At 59.2% G+C, this 16,025-nt stretch carries 12 protein-coding genes and 1 riboswitch; of the genes, 7 read left to right on the top strand and 5 right to left on the bottom strand.

Annotated features, from left to right (window positions below; translation table 11 throughout):
* The first annotated feature begins 18 nt into the window (after positions 1–18).
* Positions 19–933: a phytanoyl-CoA dioxygenase family protein gene (locus JYB85_RS00695; protein WP_207380642.1), complete on the top strand. Its 915-nt coding sequence runs from the start codon at positions 19–21 to the stop codon at positions 931–933.
* A gap of 17 nt (positions 934–950) precedes the next feature.
* Positions 951–1,469, top strand: a complete 519-nt coding sequence (locus tag JYB85_RS00690) for a hypothetical protein (RefSeq protein ID WP_207380641.1) — start codon at positions 951–953, stop codon at positions 1,467–1,469.
* Here JYB85_RS00690 and JYB85_RS00685 read toward each other — a convergent pair.
* The 4 genes from JYB85_RS00685 to JYB85_RS00670 are packed head-to-tail and all read right to left on the bottom strand — an operon-like array spanning position 1,461 to position 5,181.
* The gene (locus tag JYB85_RS00685) at positions 1,461–2,042 is read right to left on the bottom strand and encodes a DUF4937 domain-containing protein (RefSeq protein ID WP_207380640.1); all 582 of its coding nucleotides are present in this window, start codon (positions 2,040–2,042) and stop codon (positions 1,461–1,463) included. The genes JYB85_RS00690 and JYB85_RS00685 overlap by 9 nt on opposite strands.
* A gap of 37 nt (positions 2,043–2,079) precedes the next feature.
* Positions 2,080–2,793: a hypothetical protein gene (locus JYB85_RS00680; protein ID WP_207380639.1), complete on the bottom strand. Its 714-nt coding sequence runs from the start codon at positions 2,791–2,793 to the stop codon at positions 2,080–2,082.
* Complete coding sequence (locus JYB85_RS00675; RefSeq protein ID WP_207380638.1) at positions 2,790–3,107, bottom strand: GIY-YIG nuclease family protein; 318 nt, start codon at positions 3,105–3,107, stop codon at positions 2,790–2,792. The genes JYB85_RS00680 and JYB85_RS00675 overlap by 4 nt, the downstream gene beginning before the upstream one ends.
* Position 3,108: 1 nt before the next feature.
* Positions 3,109–5,181, bottom strand: a complete 2,073-nt coding sequence (locus tag JYB85_RS00670) for a S9 family peptidase (protein WP_207380637.1) — start codon at positions 5,179–5,181, stop codon at positions 3,109–3,111.
* Positions 5,182–5,341: 160 nt separating this feature from the next.
* Positions 5,342–5,551: riboswitch (FMN riboswitch) on the top strand.
* A gap of 110 nt (positions 5,552–5,661) precedes the next feature.
* Between JYB85_RS00670 and ribB the strand changes: the two genes are divergently transcribed.
* Together ribB and JYB85_RS00660 are read left to right on the top strand one after the other, a co-directional pair.
* On the top strand, positions 5,662–6,315 hold the full coding sequence (gene ribB, locus JYB85_RS00665; RefSeq protein WP_207380636.1) for a 3,4-dihydroxy-2-butanone-4-phosphate synthase: 654 nt from the start codon (positions 5,662–5,664) through the stop codon (positions 6,313–6,315).
* 238 nt (positions 6,316–6,553) lie between these two features.
* The gene (locus tag JYB85_RS00660; RefSeq protein WP_207380635.1) at positions 6,554–9,706 is read left to right on the top strand and encodes an EAL domain-containing protein; all 3,153 of its coding nucleotides are present in this window, start codon (positions 6,554–6,556) and stop codon (positions 9,704–9,706) included.
* 54 nt (positions 9,707–9,760) lie between these two features.
* Here the strand turns inward: JYB85_RS00660 and ftnA are convergent, their stop codons facing one another.
* Positions 9,761–10,288, bottom strand: a complete 528-nt coding sequence (gene ftnA / locus JYB85_RS00655; RefSeq protein WP_207321556.1) for a non-heme ferritin — start codon at positions 10,286–10,288, stop codon at positions 9,761–9,763.
* Positions 10,289–10,511: 223 nt separating this feature from the next.
* On the opposite strand from ftnA, the gene JYB85_RS00650 reads away from it, so the two are divergent.
* The 3 genes from JYB85_RS00650 (at position 10,512) to moeA (ending at position 16,024) form a co-directional block, all read left to right on the top strand.
* The gene (locus tag JYB85_RS00650; RefSeq protein ID WP_207380634.1) at positions 10,512–13,604 is read left to right on the top strand and encodes an efflux RND transporter permease subunit; all 3,093 of its coding nucleotides are present in this window, start codon (positions 10,512–10,514) and stop codon (positions 13,602–13,604) included.
* Complete coding sequence (locus tag JYB85_RS00645) at positions 13,601–14,677, top strand: efflux RND transporter periplasmic adaptor subunit (RefSeq protein ID WP_207380633.1); 1,077 nt, start codon at positions 13,601–13,603, stop codon at positions 14,675–14,677. Before JYB85_RS00650 ends, JYB85_RS00645 begins: the two co-directional genes overlap by 4 nt.
* 96 nt (positions 14,678–14,773) lie before the next feature.
* Positions 14,774–16,024 carry a molybdopterin molybdotransferase MoeA gene (moeA, locus tag JYB85_RS00640; protein WP_207380632.1) on the top strand — a complete coding sequence of 417 codons (1,251 nt, stop codon included), beginning with the start codon at positions 14,774–14,776 and terminating at the stop codon, positions 16,022–16,024.
* Position 16,025 lies beyond the last annotated feature (1 nt).

The raw sequence follows: 16,025 nt of genomic DNA, 5'->3' as shown, positions 1-16,025 counted from the left end.
TTCATTGGGGACAAGGGAATGGCCAACTTTAATATTTCGAGCTCGCAACAGCAGCAACTCAAGGACCGGGGCTATGTACTGCTGGAACAGGCCTTGCCACAGGCACTGCTGCTGCGTTGGCAGTCCCGGGCGGCCGAGCTGGAACGTAGGGCCCTGGAGGCCCAGGCACAGGGACGACCACTGTATCATGCCTGTGTTGTACAGGACCCAGTCGGTCCCCGACTGATGCGTTACGATGATGTTTTTGCCGACGCTTGGGACGACAGCCTGGCACTGCTGGCCTGCCCGGCCATGCTGGTGGTGGCGCAGCAGCTGTGCGGTGACGGCACAGTGCCCTTGCAGTTGGATATTCTGTATAAGCATCAGCATCCGCATCCTGTCATCAACTGGCATCAGGGAGCACAACATCCCCGCAGCTATCCCTACCTGAATATCGGCATCTACCTCGACCCAGCCCCCGCGGGCGACGGTTGCCTGCGCTATGTGCCCGGCACCCAACACAGGTTGCACGATATTCAGGACCTGTCCGCCGAACATGGCTGGGACATTCCCGGGGTGGCGCAGCAGCCGGCACAGCCCGGTGACATACTGGTGCAGGACATGATGATATTGCATGGTTCTGAGCCCAAGCGCAGCCCCGGCTGTCGACGCACCATCTATGTGGAACTCAGGCCCATGGCAGGCATATTGGAGAGTGGCCGCCAAAGCCCCGAGTGGGCTGAGCTCAGACGCCAATGGATGGCGTTGGTGCTTGAGCGCGCCAATCCTGCCGATGTTCCGCCACATTGGTATGAGCTGTATCCGGTCGGCAAGGTGGATGAAGCCGAACTGCGGGCAAGGCTGGTTGCTCAGCGCGAGGCGCCCATTCCGGCGGTCTGGGCAACCTTTCCGGTGGAGCATCCCAACTACCCGGTTCCGGCCGATTTACGCTGATGCAGGAGCTGGCCACAATGACTGAAACTCAAAAAATTCTGGGCTTTTTTGACGAGATAGGGCTGAGTTATCGCCTCTCCTCCCTTGAGGAAAAGACATTCTTGCCCGGCATCAAGATAGAGCGGGGCCAGCTGCTCATAGACCTGGCGCGGCTGCGCTATCCGGGCGACCTGCTGCACGAGGCCGGGCATATTGCCGTGACCGATGAAAATGCCAGGCCCAGGCTTGGCGGCGATATGAAGCATGCGGGGCACATGGGCGGTGAGGAGATGGCCGCCATCGCCTGGTCCTGGGCGGCACTGCAAAAAATCGCCCTGCCAGCCGAATTGCTGTTTCACCCCGACGGCTACCGTGGCGCTTCCGCGAGCCTGATCGAGGCCTTCGCCGACAATAGGGGCTTCGGTTATCCCTTGCTGTACAGCTGGTTTATGTGTGAAAAACCGGACCACCCCGACGGTTATCCCAAAATGCAGCGCTGGTTTCGTGACGAAGCCTATCGCCAAGCCCGGCTGGCGGAGCTGACTGACTCAGCCTGACTGAATCTGGCTCAACAGCCTCCATTCGGGTAACAGGGGTAGATTCAAACAGGTCGACATGGCTGAATGTGCTGATTGACCCTGCATATCACCCACCGGCTCATTCGCTTGCACTCCGTCATGCCAAAAAGATAAACGCAGGCAATGTCCTGACTCCTGATTTGAGCGACCCCACACCCCACCCAAGAGTCCCGGGCCAGTTAAGGGTTTGGTCTGCTTCATATGACCTGGATATTGCTCTATGCGCACCGAGGTGGCATTCAACAGCCAAGCCGGTTGCAACGCTTCCAGGTCCTGTTCAAGGGTGAAATATTGCACCTTGCATTGCTGGTAGGTGTGCTCTTGGCCGCTGCCAGCAAAAATCCCGTCATGAACCGACGCCATAAAATTCACGACTGCCTGCTCGCTTTGCCACAGGGCAAGAATAATGGCGTGACCGTTGACGCTGTCCCAACCACCAAACTGAGCGATGAAGCCATCACATCCGGCTATGGGCGCCCATGCCATCTGGGCCTTGCTGAAATCGGCCCGCATTCCCGGTTTCGGCGTGCATTCGATGAACTTAAGTATCATAACTTTTTATGCGCCTGCCCGAGTAGCTCACGCCGGCTCATTGCAGTGCTCCCTCGAAGTTACGGTATTCGAGTTCCATGGCGGTCAGGTAAAGTTGCCGCGCCAACTCTTCATCCACAGCATGCTCGCCAATATAAGCCTCAATAAAATTGCCTATGGCAAAAGCACCGGCCACACAGGCGTTGCTACTGATCCAGGGGCCGTAAAGATTGGTATCGGTCGCGGGCGACAGCTGCTGGGCCAACCAGCCCCAGAGGTACTCGCAGGGCAACATGGCTATCAGGGTGTAGATGGGGTCGGCCGCTTTACCCGCCTCAGCCTGCCCTGTGGCCAGGCGGCGCTCAAAGTCGGAATAACGCTTGGCGGTATCGCTCGGCAGTACGGCCTTGGGATCCGCCAGGCGCCATTCCCGGCAGGCCGCGCGGTAATATTTTTCATAACTTTGCTGCTTGTGCAGCAAGAAGTCCCGCAGCACGGGATCCCGGGTACGCAGGGCCGCATCGCCAAAATCATCGGCGCCCTTACAGCAGTAATAGATATCACTGACATTAAAGGCGCCGTAGCTGCGCGGATCCAATGACCCTGTCCTTATCCCCTGCACAAAGCCTGTCGCCAGCGCCTTATGTGCCAGCTCACTGCCGCCGTCCTGCCACAGGCGCCAGAACAGCGAGTCCGCAGCCGGTGCTTGGGTGTCGAGCCGATGTTTTTCCACCAGAAGCCTGTGGTCATGCAGTCGCCGGGGGTTTCTCATGGGGTTTCCTTTTCCGTTTGCAATTCGCTGTTATCAGGCGCCTGCGCCAAAGCTAGTGCCAAGGCTTCGGCCACCAGCGCCTCCTTGGCAGACTTGGACAACCGCTTGACCGCCAGCTCGCGCTTGAGGGCAGCACTGCGATCGCCAACATGTTCACTGTAGACCAAAGTCAGCGGCCCCCTGCCCCTCAGATACTTGGCACCCTTGGGGCCGCTGTGTTCGGCAAAGCGACGGGCCACGTTGGTGGTGATGCCGGTGTAGAGCTCACCGCCGCCGCAACGGATCAGGTACAGATGCCAGTCGGCTGCGGCCATCTCAGTCCAACCCCAGCAGGTGCAGAAAGAAGGCGTATTCCAGCGCCGTGTCTTCGTACTGACGGTAACGGCCGCTCTTGCCGCCGTGGCCCGTGTCCATGTCCGTTTTGAACAGCAGCAAATTTGCGTCGGTCTTCATTTCCCTGAGCCTGGCGACCCATTTGGCAGGCTCGAAATATTGCACCTGGGAGTCGTGCAGCCCCGTGGTCACCAGCAGATGGGGGTAGGCCTGGCGGCTGATGTTGTCATAGGGCGAGTAACTCAACATATAGTCGAAGCATGCCCTGTCATTGGGATCGCCCCACTCATCGTATTCGTTGGTGGTCAGGGGCAAAGTCTCATCCAGCATGCTGGAGACTATGTCGACAAAGGGCACGTGGGCGGCCATGGCGAGATACAGCTCGGGCGCCATATTGGCCACGGCCCCCATCAACAGGCCACCGGCGCTGGCGCCACTGGCGACCACTTTCGAGCGATCGCCATAGCCCAGGGCCAACAGGCCCTGGGTGGCGTCGATAAAATCGGTGAAGCTGTTGCGCTTGTTAAACAGGCGCCCGGCGTCGTACCAGGCCCGCCCCAGCATCTCGCCGCCGCGGACGTGGACTATGGCGTACACCAGCCCCCGGTCCAGCAGACTCAGGGCGGCAGCGGAAAAGTCTGGCTCCACTACATGGCCGTAGGCACCATAACCGTAGAGGTACAGGGGATTGCTGCCATCGCCCTTGAATTTGCCGCGCCTGTATACCAAGGATACGGGGATCTCGGCCCCATCCCTGGCCTTAAGCCACAGGCGCTCGCTGTGGTACAGCGCCGGAGAAAACTCAGGTGGCAGCTTTAGCTGTTTGAGCAGGGTGCGCGCGCCGGTTTTCAGGCAATAATCGAATACCGAATCCGGAGTAGTGAGGCTGGAATACCAGATGCGTAAGCTGGTGGCATCTGGGTCCAGGTTGGTGCCAAGCCCTGTCACGTAGGCAGCTTCATCGAAGCTCAGCTGCGAGGGCGCGCTGCCATCATGGGGCACAGTGTGGATATGGGTTGCGCCCCGTTCTCGGGTTTGCAACACCAGGGCATGGTTGAGCAGCAGTATGTCTTCAACCCGCACCTCGCTGGCGTGGGGCCAGACCTCCAGCCAGCTATCCATGTCGTCCGTGTCGGTGGCCGCGACCTTAAACACCCGGAAGTTGGGCGCCTGATGGTTGCTCAGCACCCAATAATGCTCGCCGAGCTTGGCGATGCTGTATTCATGGCCTTCCTGGCGCGGTAAAAAAGACTGGAATTGGACCAGGGGCGCATCGGCATCCAGCAAAGACACCTCGGAGGTCAGGGTTGCCTGCTGATACAAGAGGATGCGGCTGTCATCCAGGGTCTTGTCGAGACCGAGAAAGAAGCTGTCATCCGTCTCCTCGTAGACCAGCACATCCTCGCTCTGGGGCGTGCCGAGGCGGTGGCGATACACCTTGTTGCCGAGCAGGGTGACGGGATCCTTGGCGATATAGAACAAATGCAGATTGTCATTGGCCCAGACGGGATCCCCTTCGGTGTTCTCCAGACTGTCCGCCAGCGTTTCGCCCGTGGCCAGGTCCAGCACCTGGATGCGATAAATGCGCCGTCCCAGGCAGTCCTCGCCTATGGCGAGCAGGCGCTCGTTGGGACTGACACTGCTGCCACCGAGATCATAGTAATCCTTGCCGACGGCGCGGAGGTTCACATCCAGCAGCAATTGCTCGGGCCCCTCCAATTCGGCCTTGCGCGCCAGCATCGGATATTCCAGACCAGCCTCGAAGCGGCGGTAGTAGTAATGGTTACGCCAACGGTAGGGCACGCTGGATTCATCGGGATCCAGCCTGGCGATCATCTCCGCCAACAACTTGTCCCTTAGCGGCGCAAACCCGGCTATGTGGGCATCGGCATAGCCGTTTTCCGCCTCCAAATGCGCCAAGACTGCGGGATCTGTCCGACTGTCGTCCCTGAGCCAGGCATAAGGGTCCGGGCGCAGCACGCCGTGTTCGGTCCATTGGTGTTCACGGCGGTCGGCCACGGGAGCTGGCGGCAAGGTTGGGGATACGGCTGACATCAAAGTCTCTTTGGAAGCGGGCATGTGGCGCCATCTTAAGCCAGCGGAGTTGTCATCGCCACTGTTCACCCCTATGTACAGAACAGGTCCGCCTCAGCCTTGGGCATAATTTGGACTTGGGAGCGTAAGACGGGCACAATGGCGGGCGCCGCACACAGCGGCATATTCTCAGGGCGGGGTGCAATTCCCCACCGGCGGTAAATTCTCAACAGAGAAAAGCCCGCGAGCGCCCGTGGCTTGCCACGGGGTCAGCAGATCTGGCGTCCCTGCCATGGCAGTTAACCATTGCTGTTAACTGCCACGGCAGCTAATCCAGAGCCGACGGTGTTGTCAGTGATTTCTGACTCAGTCCGGATGAAAGAGAATGGTCACAGCCAGGCGCGGATTTCCGTGCCCGGCTCGCTGCCACCCGCGTTTCGGCGCGGGTGTGTCTCTCCATGCCCTGATTCAGTAAAACTCAATTTTTTAAGGATTTTTACCATGAATCAGTCTTTACTCAGCGCTTTTGGCAATGCCCAACAAAGGGTGGAAGCCGCCTTGGACGCCCTGCGTCGGGGCCAGGGCGTACTCCTGGTCGATGACGAGGACAGGGAAAACGAGGGCGATCTTATTTTTGCCGCCCAGTCCCTTACCGTGCCACAGATGGCCATGCTGATCCGCGAATGCAGTGGCATAGTTTGCCTGTGTCTGACGGATGACAAACTCAGGTCGCTGGCCTTGCCCCCCATGGTGGAGCACAACTCCAGCCAGTACGGCACCGCCTTTACCGTCAGCATAGAGGCCAAGGTCGGGGTCACCACAGGGGTGTCGGCCGCCGACAGGGTCACCACCATCAAGACCGCCATAGCCGCAGATGCCAAACCCGACGATCTGGCACGACCCGGCCATGTCTACCCGCTGCGGGCCCAACCCGGCGGTGTGCTCAACCGCCGCGGTCATACCGAAGGCACTGTTGATCTGATGCAACTGGCGGGCCTGGCCCCGGCCGGGGTGCTGTGCGAACTTACCAATGCCGATGGCACCATGGCCAAGTTGCCGGAAATAGTTAGCTTCGCCAATCACCACGGCATGCCGGTACTCAGCATCGAAGATCTGGTGGCCTACCGGCTGCAAATCCAGAGCAAGATTGCCTGATGCAGCTAATGCAGCATAAGGCGGCCTTGGCCGCCTTTTTTATGTGCCCAAGTCAGTGACAGCAGCCTGCGCCACCGCTGGCGCAACCCTCAACATCGCCCTTCGCCACTGAAACTTCCTTTTTGTGAGCAGGATTAGAAATCCATTAAATAAGGGTCGCCTCATAAGCCGCGCCTGTGATACTACTGCCTGGCCCAAACCCTTTTCACCCATTTGTCGGAACAGGGAGTCCCACGACATGCTGTCACTGCATCACCTCGGTCTGAGGCAAAAGTTAATCCTCTTTGCCATTCTGCCCCTGGTCCTGCTGGCCCTGATGGGAATGAACCGGGCCTGGGAACTGCATCAAGCCACCAAGGCAGACAACCACAATAGCCAAGCCATCATAGTCGCCGGAGACATAGCCGCGCTGCTGGAGCAATTGCAGCAGGAACAATTACTGCTCCTCACCTGGCCCAACAGCCCCATGGCCGAGCTTGAGACCTCGGGAGAGCGCAGTAATCAACTGCTGGAGCAACTGTTGGCAAGCGATGCCGTCAAAGATTTACAGCAGCAAATTCAACCCCTTCCCGGCGATATGCGCCTCGGAAATTGCCTCGATGAAATCCGTCGGCTCGGTTATCAACTGGCATTGCAGCGTCAGAATCAACATGCTGTGGGTGTGGCCGGTCCCCTGCCCTTCAGCCCCCTGAAACAGTGGCTGATGTTGCTGCTGAGCCAATTACAGTACCAAAGTCAGGATCTGCAACAGGCCCGGGCCTATGGTGAACTGTCGGAAGTGTTTCAACTGGCCGAATTGACCGTCAGGGAAAACGAACTGGTGCCGCTGATTTTGGCCGGCAAGGTCAGCCTCGACGCCTTCAACGCCTTGGCTCTGGCCCAGGAACACACGCTTCAGCGAGCCAAAGAGACCTTTTCACCTGCACACAGACAAGGTCTTGGTCTGGTACAGGCTTCACTGACCCAGCAAAAACTGGAACTGTTGCGCCGGCAAATACAGGGCCAATATCGTTTGCGGGATCAGGCCAACGAACTTGAACACCTGGTGGCCGGTTCCGGCCTGCTGCAGAGCTTCCAGCTCTACTGGCAAGGTGGCGACAATACGGATCTGCAGCGGTTCCAGCTCGACTGGCAGGCGGCGCGGCAATTGCTGGATGCCATGTTGGGTTCCCCCTTCCTTGGCGAAGATCAACAACTGGCCCTGGGCCAACTGCATCAGGGACTGCTGGAGCTTAAACGTCTCAGCAATCAGCGGCCGCAACCCAAGTCATCAGCGGCGGCGCCCTTTGTGCCGCCCCTGAAGGCTGCCCTGTCGACCCTGCAGCAACCCAGCCAAACCATGTTGCTCGACCAATGGCACGCCCTGACCCAGGAGCGCCTGGGGCAACTGCATGCCCTGGGTCAGGAGATACGCCTTCAAATTGCAAGGCAGAGTCAGCAGCAACAAAAATTGACCCTGTTTTATATCTGCTTCTACCTGCTGATGGCCAACCTGATTTTGATCGCTTCCATTTGGCTGGGGCGCAAAATCATTGCCAGCTTTATGAACAAGATAGCGGCCATTGCCCGGGATATGCGGCGCATGGCCGACAATCCCAATCTGGAGCTCAGCATAGACATCAAGGGCTCGGACGAAATTGCCGACATGGCGCTTGCCATGAACAAGATGCTCAGTGAATACCAGAAATTCCGCAAGGATCTCGGCCGTGCGGCCGCAGTGTTCGAATATTCCGCCGAAGGCATCATGGTGACAGATGCCGATAACCATATCGAAATGGTGAACCCTGCCTTCAGTCGCATCACAGGCTACAGCCTGGCGGAGGTCAAGGGCCGCAATCCTTCCATGCTCAGCGCCCACCGCAATCCGCCACACCTGTATGAAACCATGTGGCAATCACTGGCCAACCAGGATAAATGGGAAGGCGAGATCTGGAACAGGCGCAAGGACGGTCAGATCTATCCCGAATACCTGGCCATTACCGTGGTACGCAACGACGCCGGTGAAGTGGTGCAGCACATAGGCCTGTTTATGGACATCAGTCGCCGCAAGCAGTACGAGCAGGACATCTGGTACCAGGCCCATTTCGATCCCCTGACCCAGCTGCCCAATCGCAAGTTGTTTGCCGAGCGCCTGCAACACGAAATCAGTCTGGCCCGTCACGATGAACGCAAGTTGGCGGTGATTAGCCTCGACCTGGACAGGTTCAAATTCATCAACGATACCCAGGGCCACAGCCTGGGGGATGAGCTGCTCAAGGCAGTCGCGGCCAGGCTGCAAAGCCATATGGGCAAAGCGGATTTCCTCGCCCGCATCGGCGGCGATGAGTTTGTCATTATCCTGCCGCGATTGGCCAACGATCTTGCCATAGAGCAAGTGGCGACCCGGCTGGCGACCTGCCTTGACGGTAACTTCGAACTCGGCGGCCAGTCGCTGGGGATCAGCGCCAGCATGGGCATAGGCCTGTATCCCGAAGACGGCAGCGATGTGGAAACCCTGTGCCGCAATGCCGAAACCGCCATGTACCAGGCCAAGGACGATGGCCGTAACACCTTCCGTTATTTCACTCCCGGGTTGCATAGGGCCATGAGCGAGCGGCTGGATCTGGAACAAAAACTGCGTCAGGCAGTCCAGACCGAAGCCTTCTGCCTCCATTACCAGCCCATAGTGGATATGCATCAGGGCACTGTGACAGGTGTGGAGGCGCTGCTGCGCTGGCCCCAGGCCGATGGCAGTTTTATTTCTCCGGACAGGTTTATTCCGGTGGCGGAAGAAACCGGTTTGATCGAAACCTTGGGCCAATGGGTGCTGGAGCAGGCGCTGGCCGATCTGGCCAAGTGGCACGCCAGGGGCTGGCCGCTCACCATGGCCATCAATGTCTCAGGTGCCCAGTTGCAACATACCAAGGGGGATGGTTTCGATATGCTGCTGGCCAAGGCGCTGGAACGCCACCAGCTGGACGCATCACAGGTTCATATCGAGATCACCGAAAGCATGCTGATGGATGACAACAGCCGCGGTCTGGTCAACCTCAGACGCATTGCCCGTTTGGGTTGTGATATCTATCTGGACGACTTTGGCACCGGCTATTCGTCCCTGAGTTACCTGAAGAAATTCCCCATCTCTGTGATCAAGATAGATCGCAGCTTTGTCGAGCGCTTGCCCCAGGGCGAGTCCGACGCCGGCTTGGTGCGCGCCATAGTCAACATGGGCCAATCTCTGGGGATGAAACTGGTGGCCGAGGGCATAGAAACCGAGGCCCAGTGGCAATTCCTCGCCTCCCTGGGCTGCGACTATGGCCAGGGTTATCTGCTGTCACGGCCACACAGCTTTGAAGAAATCAGCGCCTGGCTGCCACAGCAACAATTGCCGGGCCAGTGCGTTAACCAGTAACACTGGCAATAAAAAACGCGGCGTTTGGGCCGCGTTTTTTATTGGGCTGCGACCTTAGGCCGCCGGCGCCTTCATTATGCTGTCACTGCTGCTGTTTGCCAGTTGTTGCAAATCTTTATCGATGAAGAACAGTGCCTTGCCGTCTTCACCCACCAGACGGATCTTGTCGACTATGCTTTTGAACAGCTTTTCTTCCTCGTGCTGTTCGGCCACATACCATTGCAGGAAATGGAAGGTGGAATAGTCCTGGGTGCTGAAAGCGGTGTGGGCCAGCTCGTTGATCTTGCGGGTGATCAGCTGCTCGTGCTCATAGGTGTACTCAAACAGGGCCAGCAGTGAGCTGAATTCGGTGCGCGGTGCGGCAATGGCGCCCAGCAGCGGCATGCCACCGGTTTCACTGACATAGGTGAACAGACGGCGCATATGGCCCATCTCTTCATCGGCATGCTGGCGCATAAAGTGGGCCGCCCCTTCAAATCCCTTATCCTCACACCAGGCACTCATCTGCAGATAGAGATTGGAGGAGAAGAACTCCATATTGATCTGTTCGTTGAGCTTTTCAATCATGGCGCTGGCCAGCATGGCACTTCCTCTTAGCCTGTTTCGATGGCCGACCATTCTCCCCAAGGGGCGATTTAAAAGCAACCTTATTTATCTAACCCCATGATTTGCAAGTGCTAACCATTATCAATCCCAGTCAGGCAGGTCATTCGTGCAACATTTGCTAACCAATTGTGTGGGAAGCAATAACATTTGCTCCCTATTATTTGCGCGATACATTTCGATTTCATTGGCAAGGACTGGCATGGATCTCACCACCCAAAGTACCCGCAATCCGGCCGCCACCCTGGTGGCGCTGCTGCTCATCCTTATTTTTGGGGTACTGGCGGTGGCCAAGCTGCCCATCCAGCTGTTGCCGGACATACATCAACCGCAGATCTCCGTGTTTAACGGTTGGCGTGCAGCCGCGCCCCAGGAGATGGAATCCAATATCATTGAGCCCCAGGAAAATGTGCTGCGCCAGGTGCCGGGGGTGGAGGAGATGAACTCCAACATTTCCCAGGGATTCGGCGGTATCACCCTGACCTTTGAGGTGGGCACCAATATGCAGGAGGCGATGATCAATGTGATCAACGCCCTCAACCAGACGCCCCCCAGACCGCTGGACGCCAACGAACCCTTTATCAATGTCGGCGGAGGCAATAACGGCGTGCCCAACATGGCGTCGATCCTCATTCGTACCACGGCAGATAACCCGATCACCGATTTCAGCCACTACCAGAAAATGATCGACGACGTGGTGGAACCCCGCCTGCGGCAGATTGCCGGGGTGGGCGGTGTGCAGCTGCAAAGCCGCCAACCCAAGGAACTGCACATAGAGTTCGATCCCTTCCGTGCCGCCGCCCTGGGTATCACCCTGGATGAGCTGCGGGCCACAGTATCCCGCGCCGCCGATATTTCCGGCGGCACGGCCGATGTGGGCCGGCGCCAGTACACTGTGCGTTTTGTCGGTCAGTACAAGCCGGAAAATCTGGGTAACCTGATAGTCACCTATAACGAAGGTCGTCCCGTGCACCTGAGCGAACTGGCGGAAGTGAAAATTGCCGCCGCCGAGCAGCAGGGCTTTACCAAGCGCAACGGTTTCCCGGCCTACTACATCACGGTGGAAGGCACCTTTGATGCCAATACCGTGGCCGTGCTCGACGGTATCAATGTCGCCATCGAGGAGCTGAACCGTGAGGTATTGAACAAACAAGGGCTGGTGATGGAGCTGTCCTTCGATGCCTCGGTCCACATCAAACGCGCCATCCTGCTGGTGCAGGGCAACCTGGGGGTCGGCGCCGCGCTGGCGCTGCTGATCCTGTTCGCTTTCCTGCGCAGCTGGCGGGCCACCCTGATGATAGCCTCCACCATTCCGGTGGCCCTGCTGATCGCCTTTATGGCCCTGGAAGCCATGGGTCGCACCCTCAATGTGATCTCCCTGGCGGGGCTGGCCTTTGCCGTGGGTCTGGTGCTGGATGCCGCCATCATAGTACAGGAAAACATTATCCGGCTGCACCGCAGCGGAGAGCCGCTGCTCAGCGCCGTGCTCAAGGGTACGGCCGAGGTCAAGGGTGCCTTGCTGGCGTCCACCGCCACTACGGTCGCCATCTTCCTGCCGGTACTCTTTATGCCCGGCGTCGAAGGCCAACTGTTTTCCGATCTGGCACTGACCCTGTCGGTGGCAGTGGTTTCTTCTTTCTTCAGCGCCGTCACCCTGATCCCGGTATTCAACCTGCTGTGGCTTAAGCTGCCGGAAAAGGATAGCGGAGAACGCTTCTGGCACTGGCTGACAGCCAAGGTCAGGGCCCTGACCGGCTCCCGGAAACTGGCGCTGTTCTGGTGTGTTACTTTGATTTTCGGTGCATCTGCCCTGACCCTGGCCCTGATGCCCAGGGCCGACTTCCTGCCCCAGGCCCGTTCGGACGGCATATTCACCTTCTTCTCCTTACCTCCGGGTGCCAGCCTGGAAACCATGGAGAAGGAGCTGGGCGAAACCATCATAGGCCGGCTCAAGCCTTACTATGACAAGCAGCAGCAACCCTATATCAAGGGCTATAACTTCTCCGTTTACGGCGCCTTTAACGTGCTGTTTATCTATCCCGAGGATCCCACCCGGGCCGATGAGATGATCCAGGTGCTCAAGGACAAGATACTGATCGACCTGCCCGACACCCAGGCCTACCCCAGTCGCGGCTCCCTGCTGCAATTCGGTTTCAACGGCGGCCGGGCCATCAACGTCGATTTCCACGGTCCCGATATGGAGGCTCTGATGGAAGCCGCCGGCCAGGGCATGGAGATCATCAACCAGGCACTGCCCGGTGCCGTGGTGCGGCCCCTGCCCGGCCTGTCCATGGCCCAGCCCGAGTTGCAGCTCATTCCGGACGAGCGTCGTCTGGCCCAGGCCGGTGCCGACCGCATCCAGATAGCCAATGCGGTGCGGGCCTATACCTCGGGCCTGTTCGTCGGTGAGTACTTCGACGGCAACGAACGCATGGACGTGCTGCTCAAGGGCCCCAAGTGGACAGTGCCCGAGCAGTTGGCAGCCACCCCTGTCTATACCCGCACCGCCGGGATCCAGACCATAGGCGAGCTGACCCAATTGCACCGCACCGTGGGGCCGACCCAGCTGCAGCGGGTTAATGGCAAGCGCACAGTGTCACTGCTGATCTTCCCGCCGGCGGACATGTCCCTGGATGAGGCCATGGAGGTGATACAGACCCAGGCCATGGAGAAGATCCGCGCCACCTTGCCAGCCGACAGTTCCTTGGGCTTTCGCGACAGCGCCGACCGCCTGGATAAGACCATACGCGACATGGGCACCAACTTCCTGCTGGCCGTGTTGATCCTGTTCCTGCTGATGGCGGCCCTGTTCAAGTCCGCCAAGGACAGCCTGCTGGTGCTGCTGTCCATGCCCATGGCCATCTGCGGCGGCGTTATCAGTCTGCGGCTGCTGAACCTGTTCAGCTTCCAGAGCCTCGACCTGCTGACCATGATAGGTTTCATCATCCTGCTGGGCCTGGTGGTCAACAACGCCATCCTGATGGTGGACCAGACCCGCCAGGGCAGCCGTGACGGCCTGGCGCTGGACGAGGCCATCTACCAGGCGGTAGCGACCCGGGCCCGTCCCGTGTACATGAGCACACTCACCAGCATCTTCGGCATGTTGCCACTGATGCTGGTGCCCGGCGTTGGCAGTGAGATCTACCGTGGCCTGGCCGCCGTGATCGTCGGTGGCATGACCGCCAGCGCCCTGTTTACCCTGTTGCTGATGCCAAGCCTGCTGCGCCTGACCAGCCCGGCATCCCACACAGTCTCATCTTCCAATTCAACCCGCATTGCCGAGGTAACACCATGAACAAGCTGGTAGCCACCCTGATATTGCCAATCGCGGCCCTGGCGCTGCCGACCTTGGCCGCCGACGCCGAGGCCCGCCTGGTGAGCACAGCCCAGGTGGAGAATCGGCCCCTGTCCCCCAAGATCATGGTGATAGGTTCGGTTCACAGCCGTAACAATGCCGAGCTGACCACGGGCGTCAGCGGCCGCCTCGACTGGGTTCAGGAAGCCGGTACCCGGGTCCAGGCCGGTGATACAGTGGCGCGGCTCGACAAAACTCGCCTGGAGCTTGAACACACAGAGCAGCAGGCGTTGATCCGCCGCGAGCAGATCAACCTGACCCAGTTACAGCGCAACTTTGAGCGCCTGCAGCAGTTGTCCCGCAGCCAGAGCGTGTCCCGCAATGAACTGGACGATGCCAGCACGGCCCTGGAGCTGGCCAAGAGCAATCTGGAGCTGGCGCGGATTAAACTGGACATTATCCAGGACAACATCAACCGCACCGAACTCAAGGCCCCCTTCGCCGGCATCATCACCAACCGTCTGCATCAAGCCGGAGAGGATATAGGCCCGGCCGAGGCAGTGGTCAGCCTGACCGACCCCGAGCATCTGGAAATCCGCCTGCATGCGCCACTCAAGCACAGCCGCAGGGTCAAGGTCGGCGACAGCCTGAACATCTACCATGCCGACGGCGAGTTCCAGGCCAGTATCCGCTCACTGATCCCCGTTTCCGACGTGCGCTCGCAAACCTTTGAGGCCAGGCTGGATCTGCCCGGCGCCCTCGACGGCAGCATCAGTGTCGGCGAACTGGTGTCCCTGGCCTTGCCCATTGCTCCGGCACAGTTGACCACCCTGGTACCCAGGGATGCCATAGTGCTGCGCTCCAGTGGCGCCTTTGTATTCAGGATCAATGGCGACAACAAGGCCGAGCGCCTTGCCGTCACCCTGGGGGACGGTGCCGGTGATTGGATTGCGGTGCAGGGCCAATTGCAGGCCGGTGATCGTGTGGTGATCCGGGGTGCCGAAACCCTGCAGGATGGCCAGTTGGTGCGTTTCGCCCCCGAGCAACAGCAGCTGGCCAAGGGCACCAGCTGAAGTAAAAGCTGATTCAGTTCAAACTTATACAAGCCTGTCACTGGCCATGGCAGGCTGGCATGGCATAATGAGCCCTTGTTTTGCCAGCCTGCGGATATGCCCATGACTCTAGACCCCTGCGCCAAACCCGGTTTGATTCACCCAGACGAAGCTATTCCCCTGTTGCTGTCCCAGGTCAGCGCCATTGATGACAGCGAAATGGTGCGCCTGGCCGAGGCCCTCGACCGGGTACTGGCTGAAGATCTCGCCAGCGGTCTCGACCTGCCCCCCTTTGATAACTCGGCAATGGATGGCTATGCCTTCCGCTTCGATGAGCTCAATGGCCAGGAGTCCGGCAGTTTCAAGCTCGCCGGTCAGGCCTTCGCCGGGCATCCGTTCACGGGGGAACTGCCTCCCGGTCATTGTGTGCGTATCATGACCGGTGCGCCGGTGCCCGCCGCCTGCGACACGGTACAGATGCAGGAACAGACCCAGGTGCAGGGTGATGCCATCATTATTCAGGCCCCCAAGGGCAAGGGCGCCAACGTGCGCCGCCGTGGTGAGGAACTTAAGGCCGGCACCCGGGTATTGACGGCAGGTACCCGCATCCGCGCAGCCGAACTGGGCGTTATCGCCACCATAGGCATCAGCCAACTCAGGGTGGTGCGCAGGCCCATTGTGGCCTTCTTTTCCACCGGTGACGAACTCAGGCCCGTGGGCAGCGAATTGGCGCCGGGACAGATTTATGATTCCAACCGCTATTCCATTCTCGGCCTGCTGCAAAAGGCCGGTGTGGAATGGCTCGACCTGGGTGTTATCCCCGACGATCCTGAGGCGCTGCGCCAGGCATTCCGCACTGCGGCGGCCAAGGCCGACATGGTGCTGACCTCGGGCGGCGTTTCGGTCGGGGAAGCCGACTACACCAAGCAAATATTGGAACAGGAAGGGCAAATCCATTTCTGGAAGTTGGCCATCAAACCGGGCAAACCTTTTGCCTTCGGCCGCATTGGCAAGGCGCTGTTCTGCGGCCTGCCGGGTAATCCCGTGTCCTCCATGGTCACCTTTCACAAGCTGGTATGGCCCATGCTGTTGAAGTTGCAGGGACAGGCCCAGAGCCAACCCTTGATATTGGCGGCGGCCCTCAGCACTGCGCTGCGCAAGCAGCCGGGACGGGTGGAATACCAGCGGGGCATACTCAGCCGCAATGCCGAGGGCGCCCTGGAAGTGGCGCTCACCGGCAGCCAGGGCTCCGGCATGTTGACCTCCATGAGTCTGGCCAATTGCTTTATTTTGCTGGACCAATACCAGGGCGACCTGCAGGTGGGCGAGACTGTAATGGTTGAACCCTTCCACGGTGCACTGGCATAGG

It is taken from the genome of Shewanella sedimentimangrovi (assembly GCF_017354965.1).
GTDB lineage: Bacteria > Pseudomonadota > Gammaproteobacteria > Enterobacterales > Shewanellaceae > Shewanella > Shewanella cyperi.
The sequence above is the reverse complement of the archived record's forward strand: the minus strand, read 5'-3'. Positions and strand labels throughout refer to the sequence as shown.

Bases quoted from the DNA above. Each gene is read 5' to 3' on its own strand.
- JYB85_RS00695 (WP_207380642.1), top strand. From the start codon at position 19: ATGGCCAACTTTAATATTTCGAGCTCGCAACAGCAGCAACTCAAGGAC.
- JYB85_RS00690 (WP_207380641.1), top strand. From the start codon at position 951: ATGACTGAAACTCAAAAAATTCTGGGCTTTTTTGACGAGATAGGGCTG.
- JYB85_RS00685 (WP_207380640.1), bottom strand. From the start codon at position 2,042: ATGATACTTAAGTTCATCGAATGCACGCCGAAACCGGGAATGCGGGCC.
- JYB85_RS00680 (WP_207380639.1), bottom strand. From the start codon at position 2,793: ATGAGAAACCCCCGGCGACTGCATGACCACAGGCTTCTGGTGGAAAAA.
- JYB85_RS00675 (WP_207380638.1), bottom strand. From the start codon at position 3,107: ATGGCCGCAGCCGACTGGCATCTGTACCTGATCCGTTGCGGCGGCGGT.
- JYB85_RS00670 (WP_207380637.1), bottom strand. From the start codon at position 5,181: ATGTCAGCCGTATCCCCAACCTTGCCGCCAGCTCCCGTGGCCGACCGC.
- ribB (WP_207380636.1), top strand. From the start codon at position 5,662: ATGAATCAGTCTTTACTCAGCGCTTTTGGCAATGCCCAACAAAGGGTG.
- JYB85_RS00660 (WP_207380635.1), top strand. From the start codon at position 6,554: ATGCTGTCACTGCATCACCTCGGTCTGAGGCAAAAGTTAATCCTCTTT.
- ftnA (WP_207321556.1), bottom strand. From the start codon at position 10,288: ATGCTGGCCAGCGCCATGATTGAAAAGCTCAACGAACAGATCAATATG.
- JYB85_RS00650 (WP_207380634.1), top strand. From the start codon at position 10,512: ATGGATCTCACCACCCAAAGTACCCGCAATCCGGCCGCCACCCTGGTG.
- JYB85_RS00645 (WP_207380633.1), top strand. From the start codon at position 13,601: ATGAACAAGCTGGTAGCCACCCTGATATTGCCAATCGCGGCCCTGGCG.
- moeA (WP_207380632.1), top strand. From the start codon at position 14,774: ATGCCCATGACTCTAGACCCCTGCGCCAAACCCGGTTTGATTCACCCA.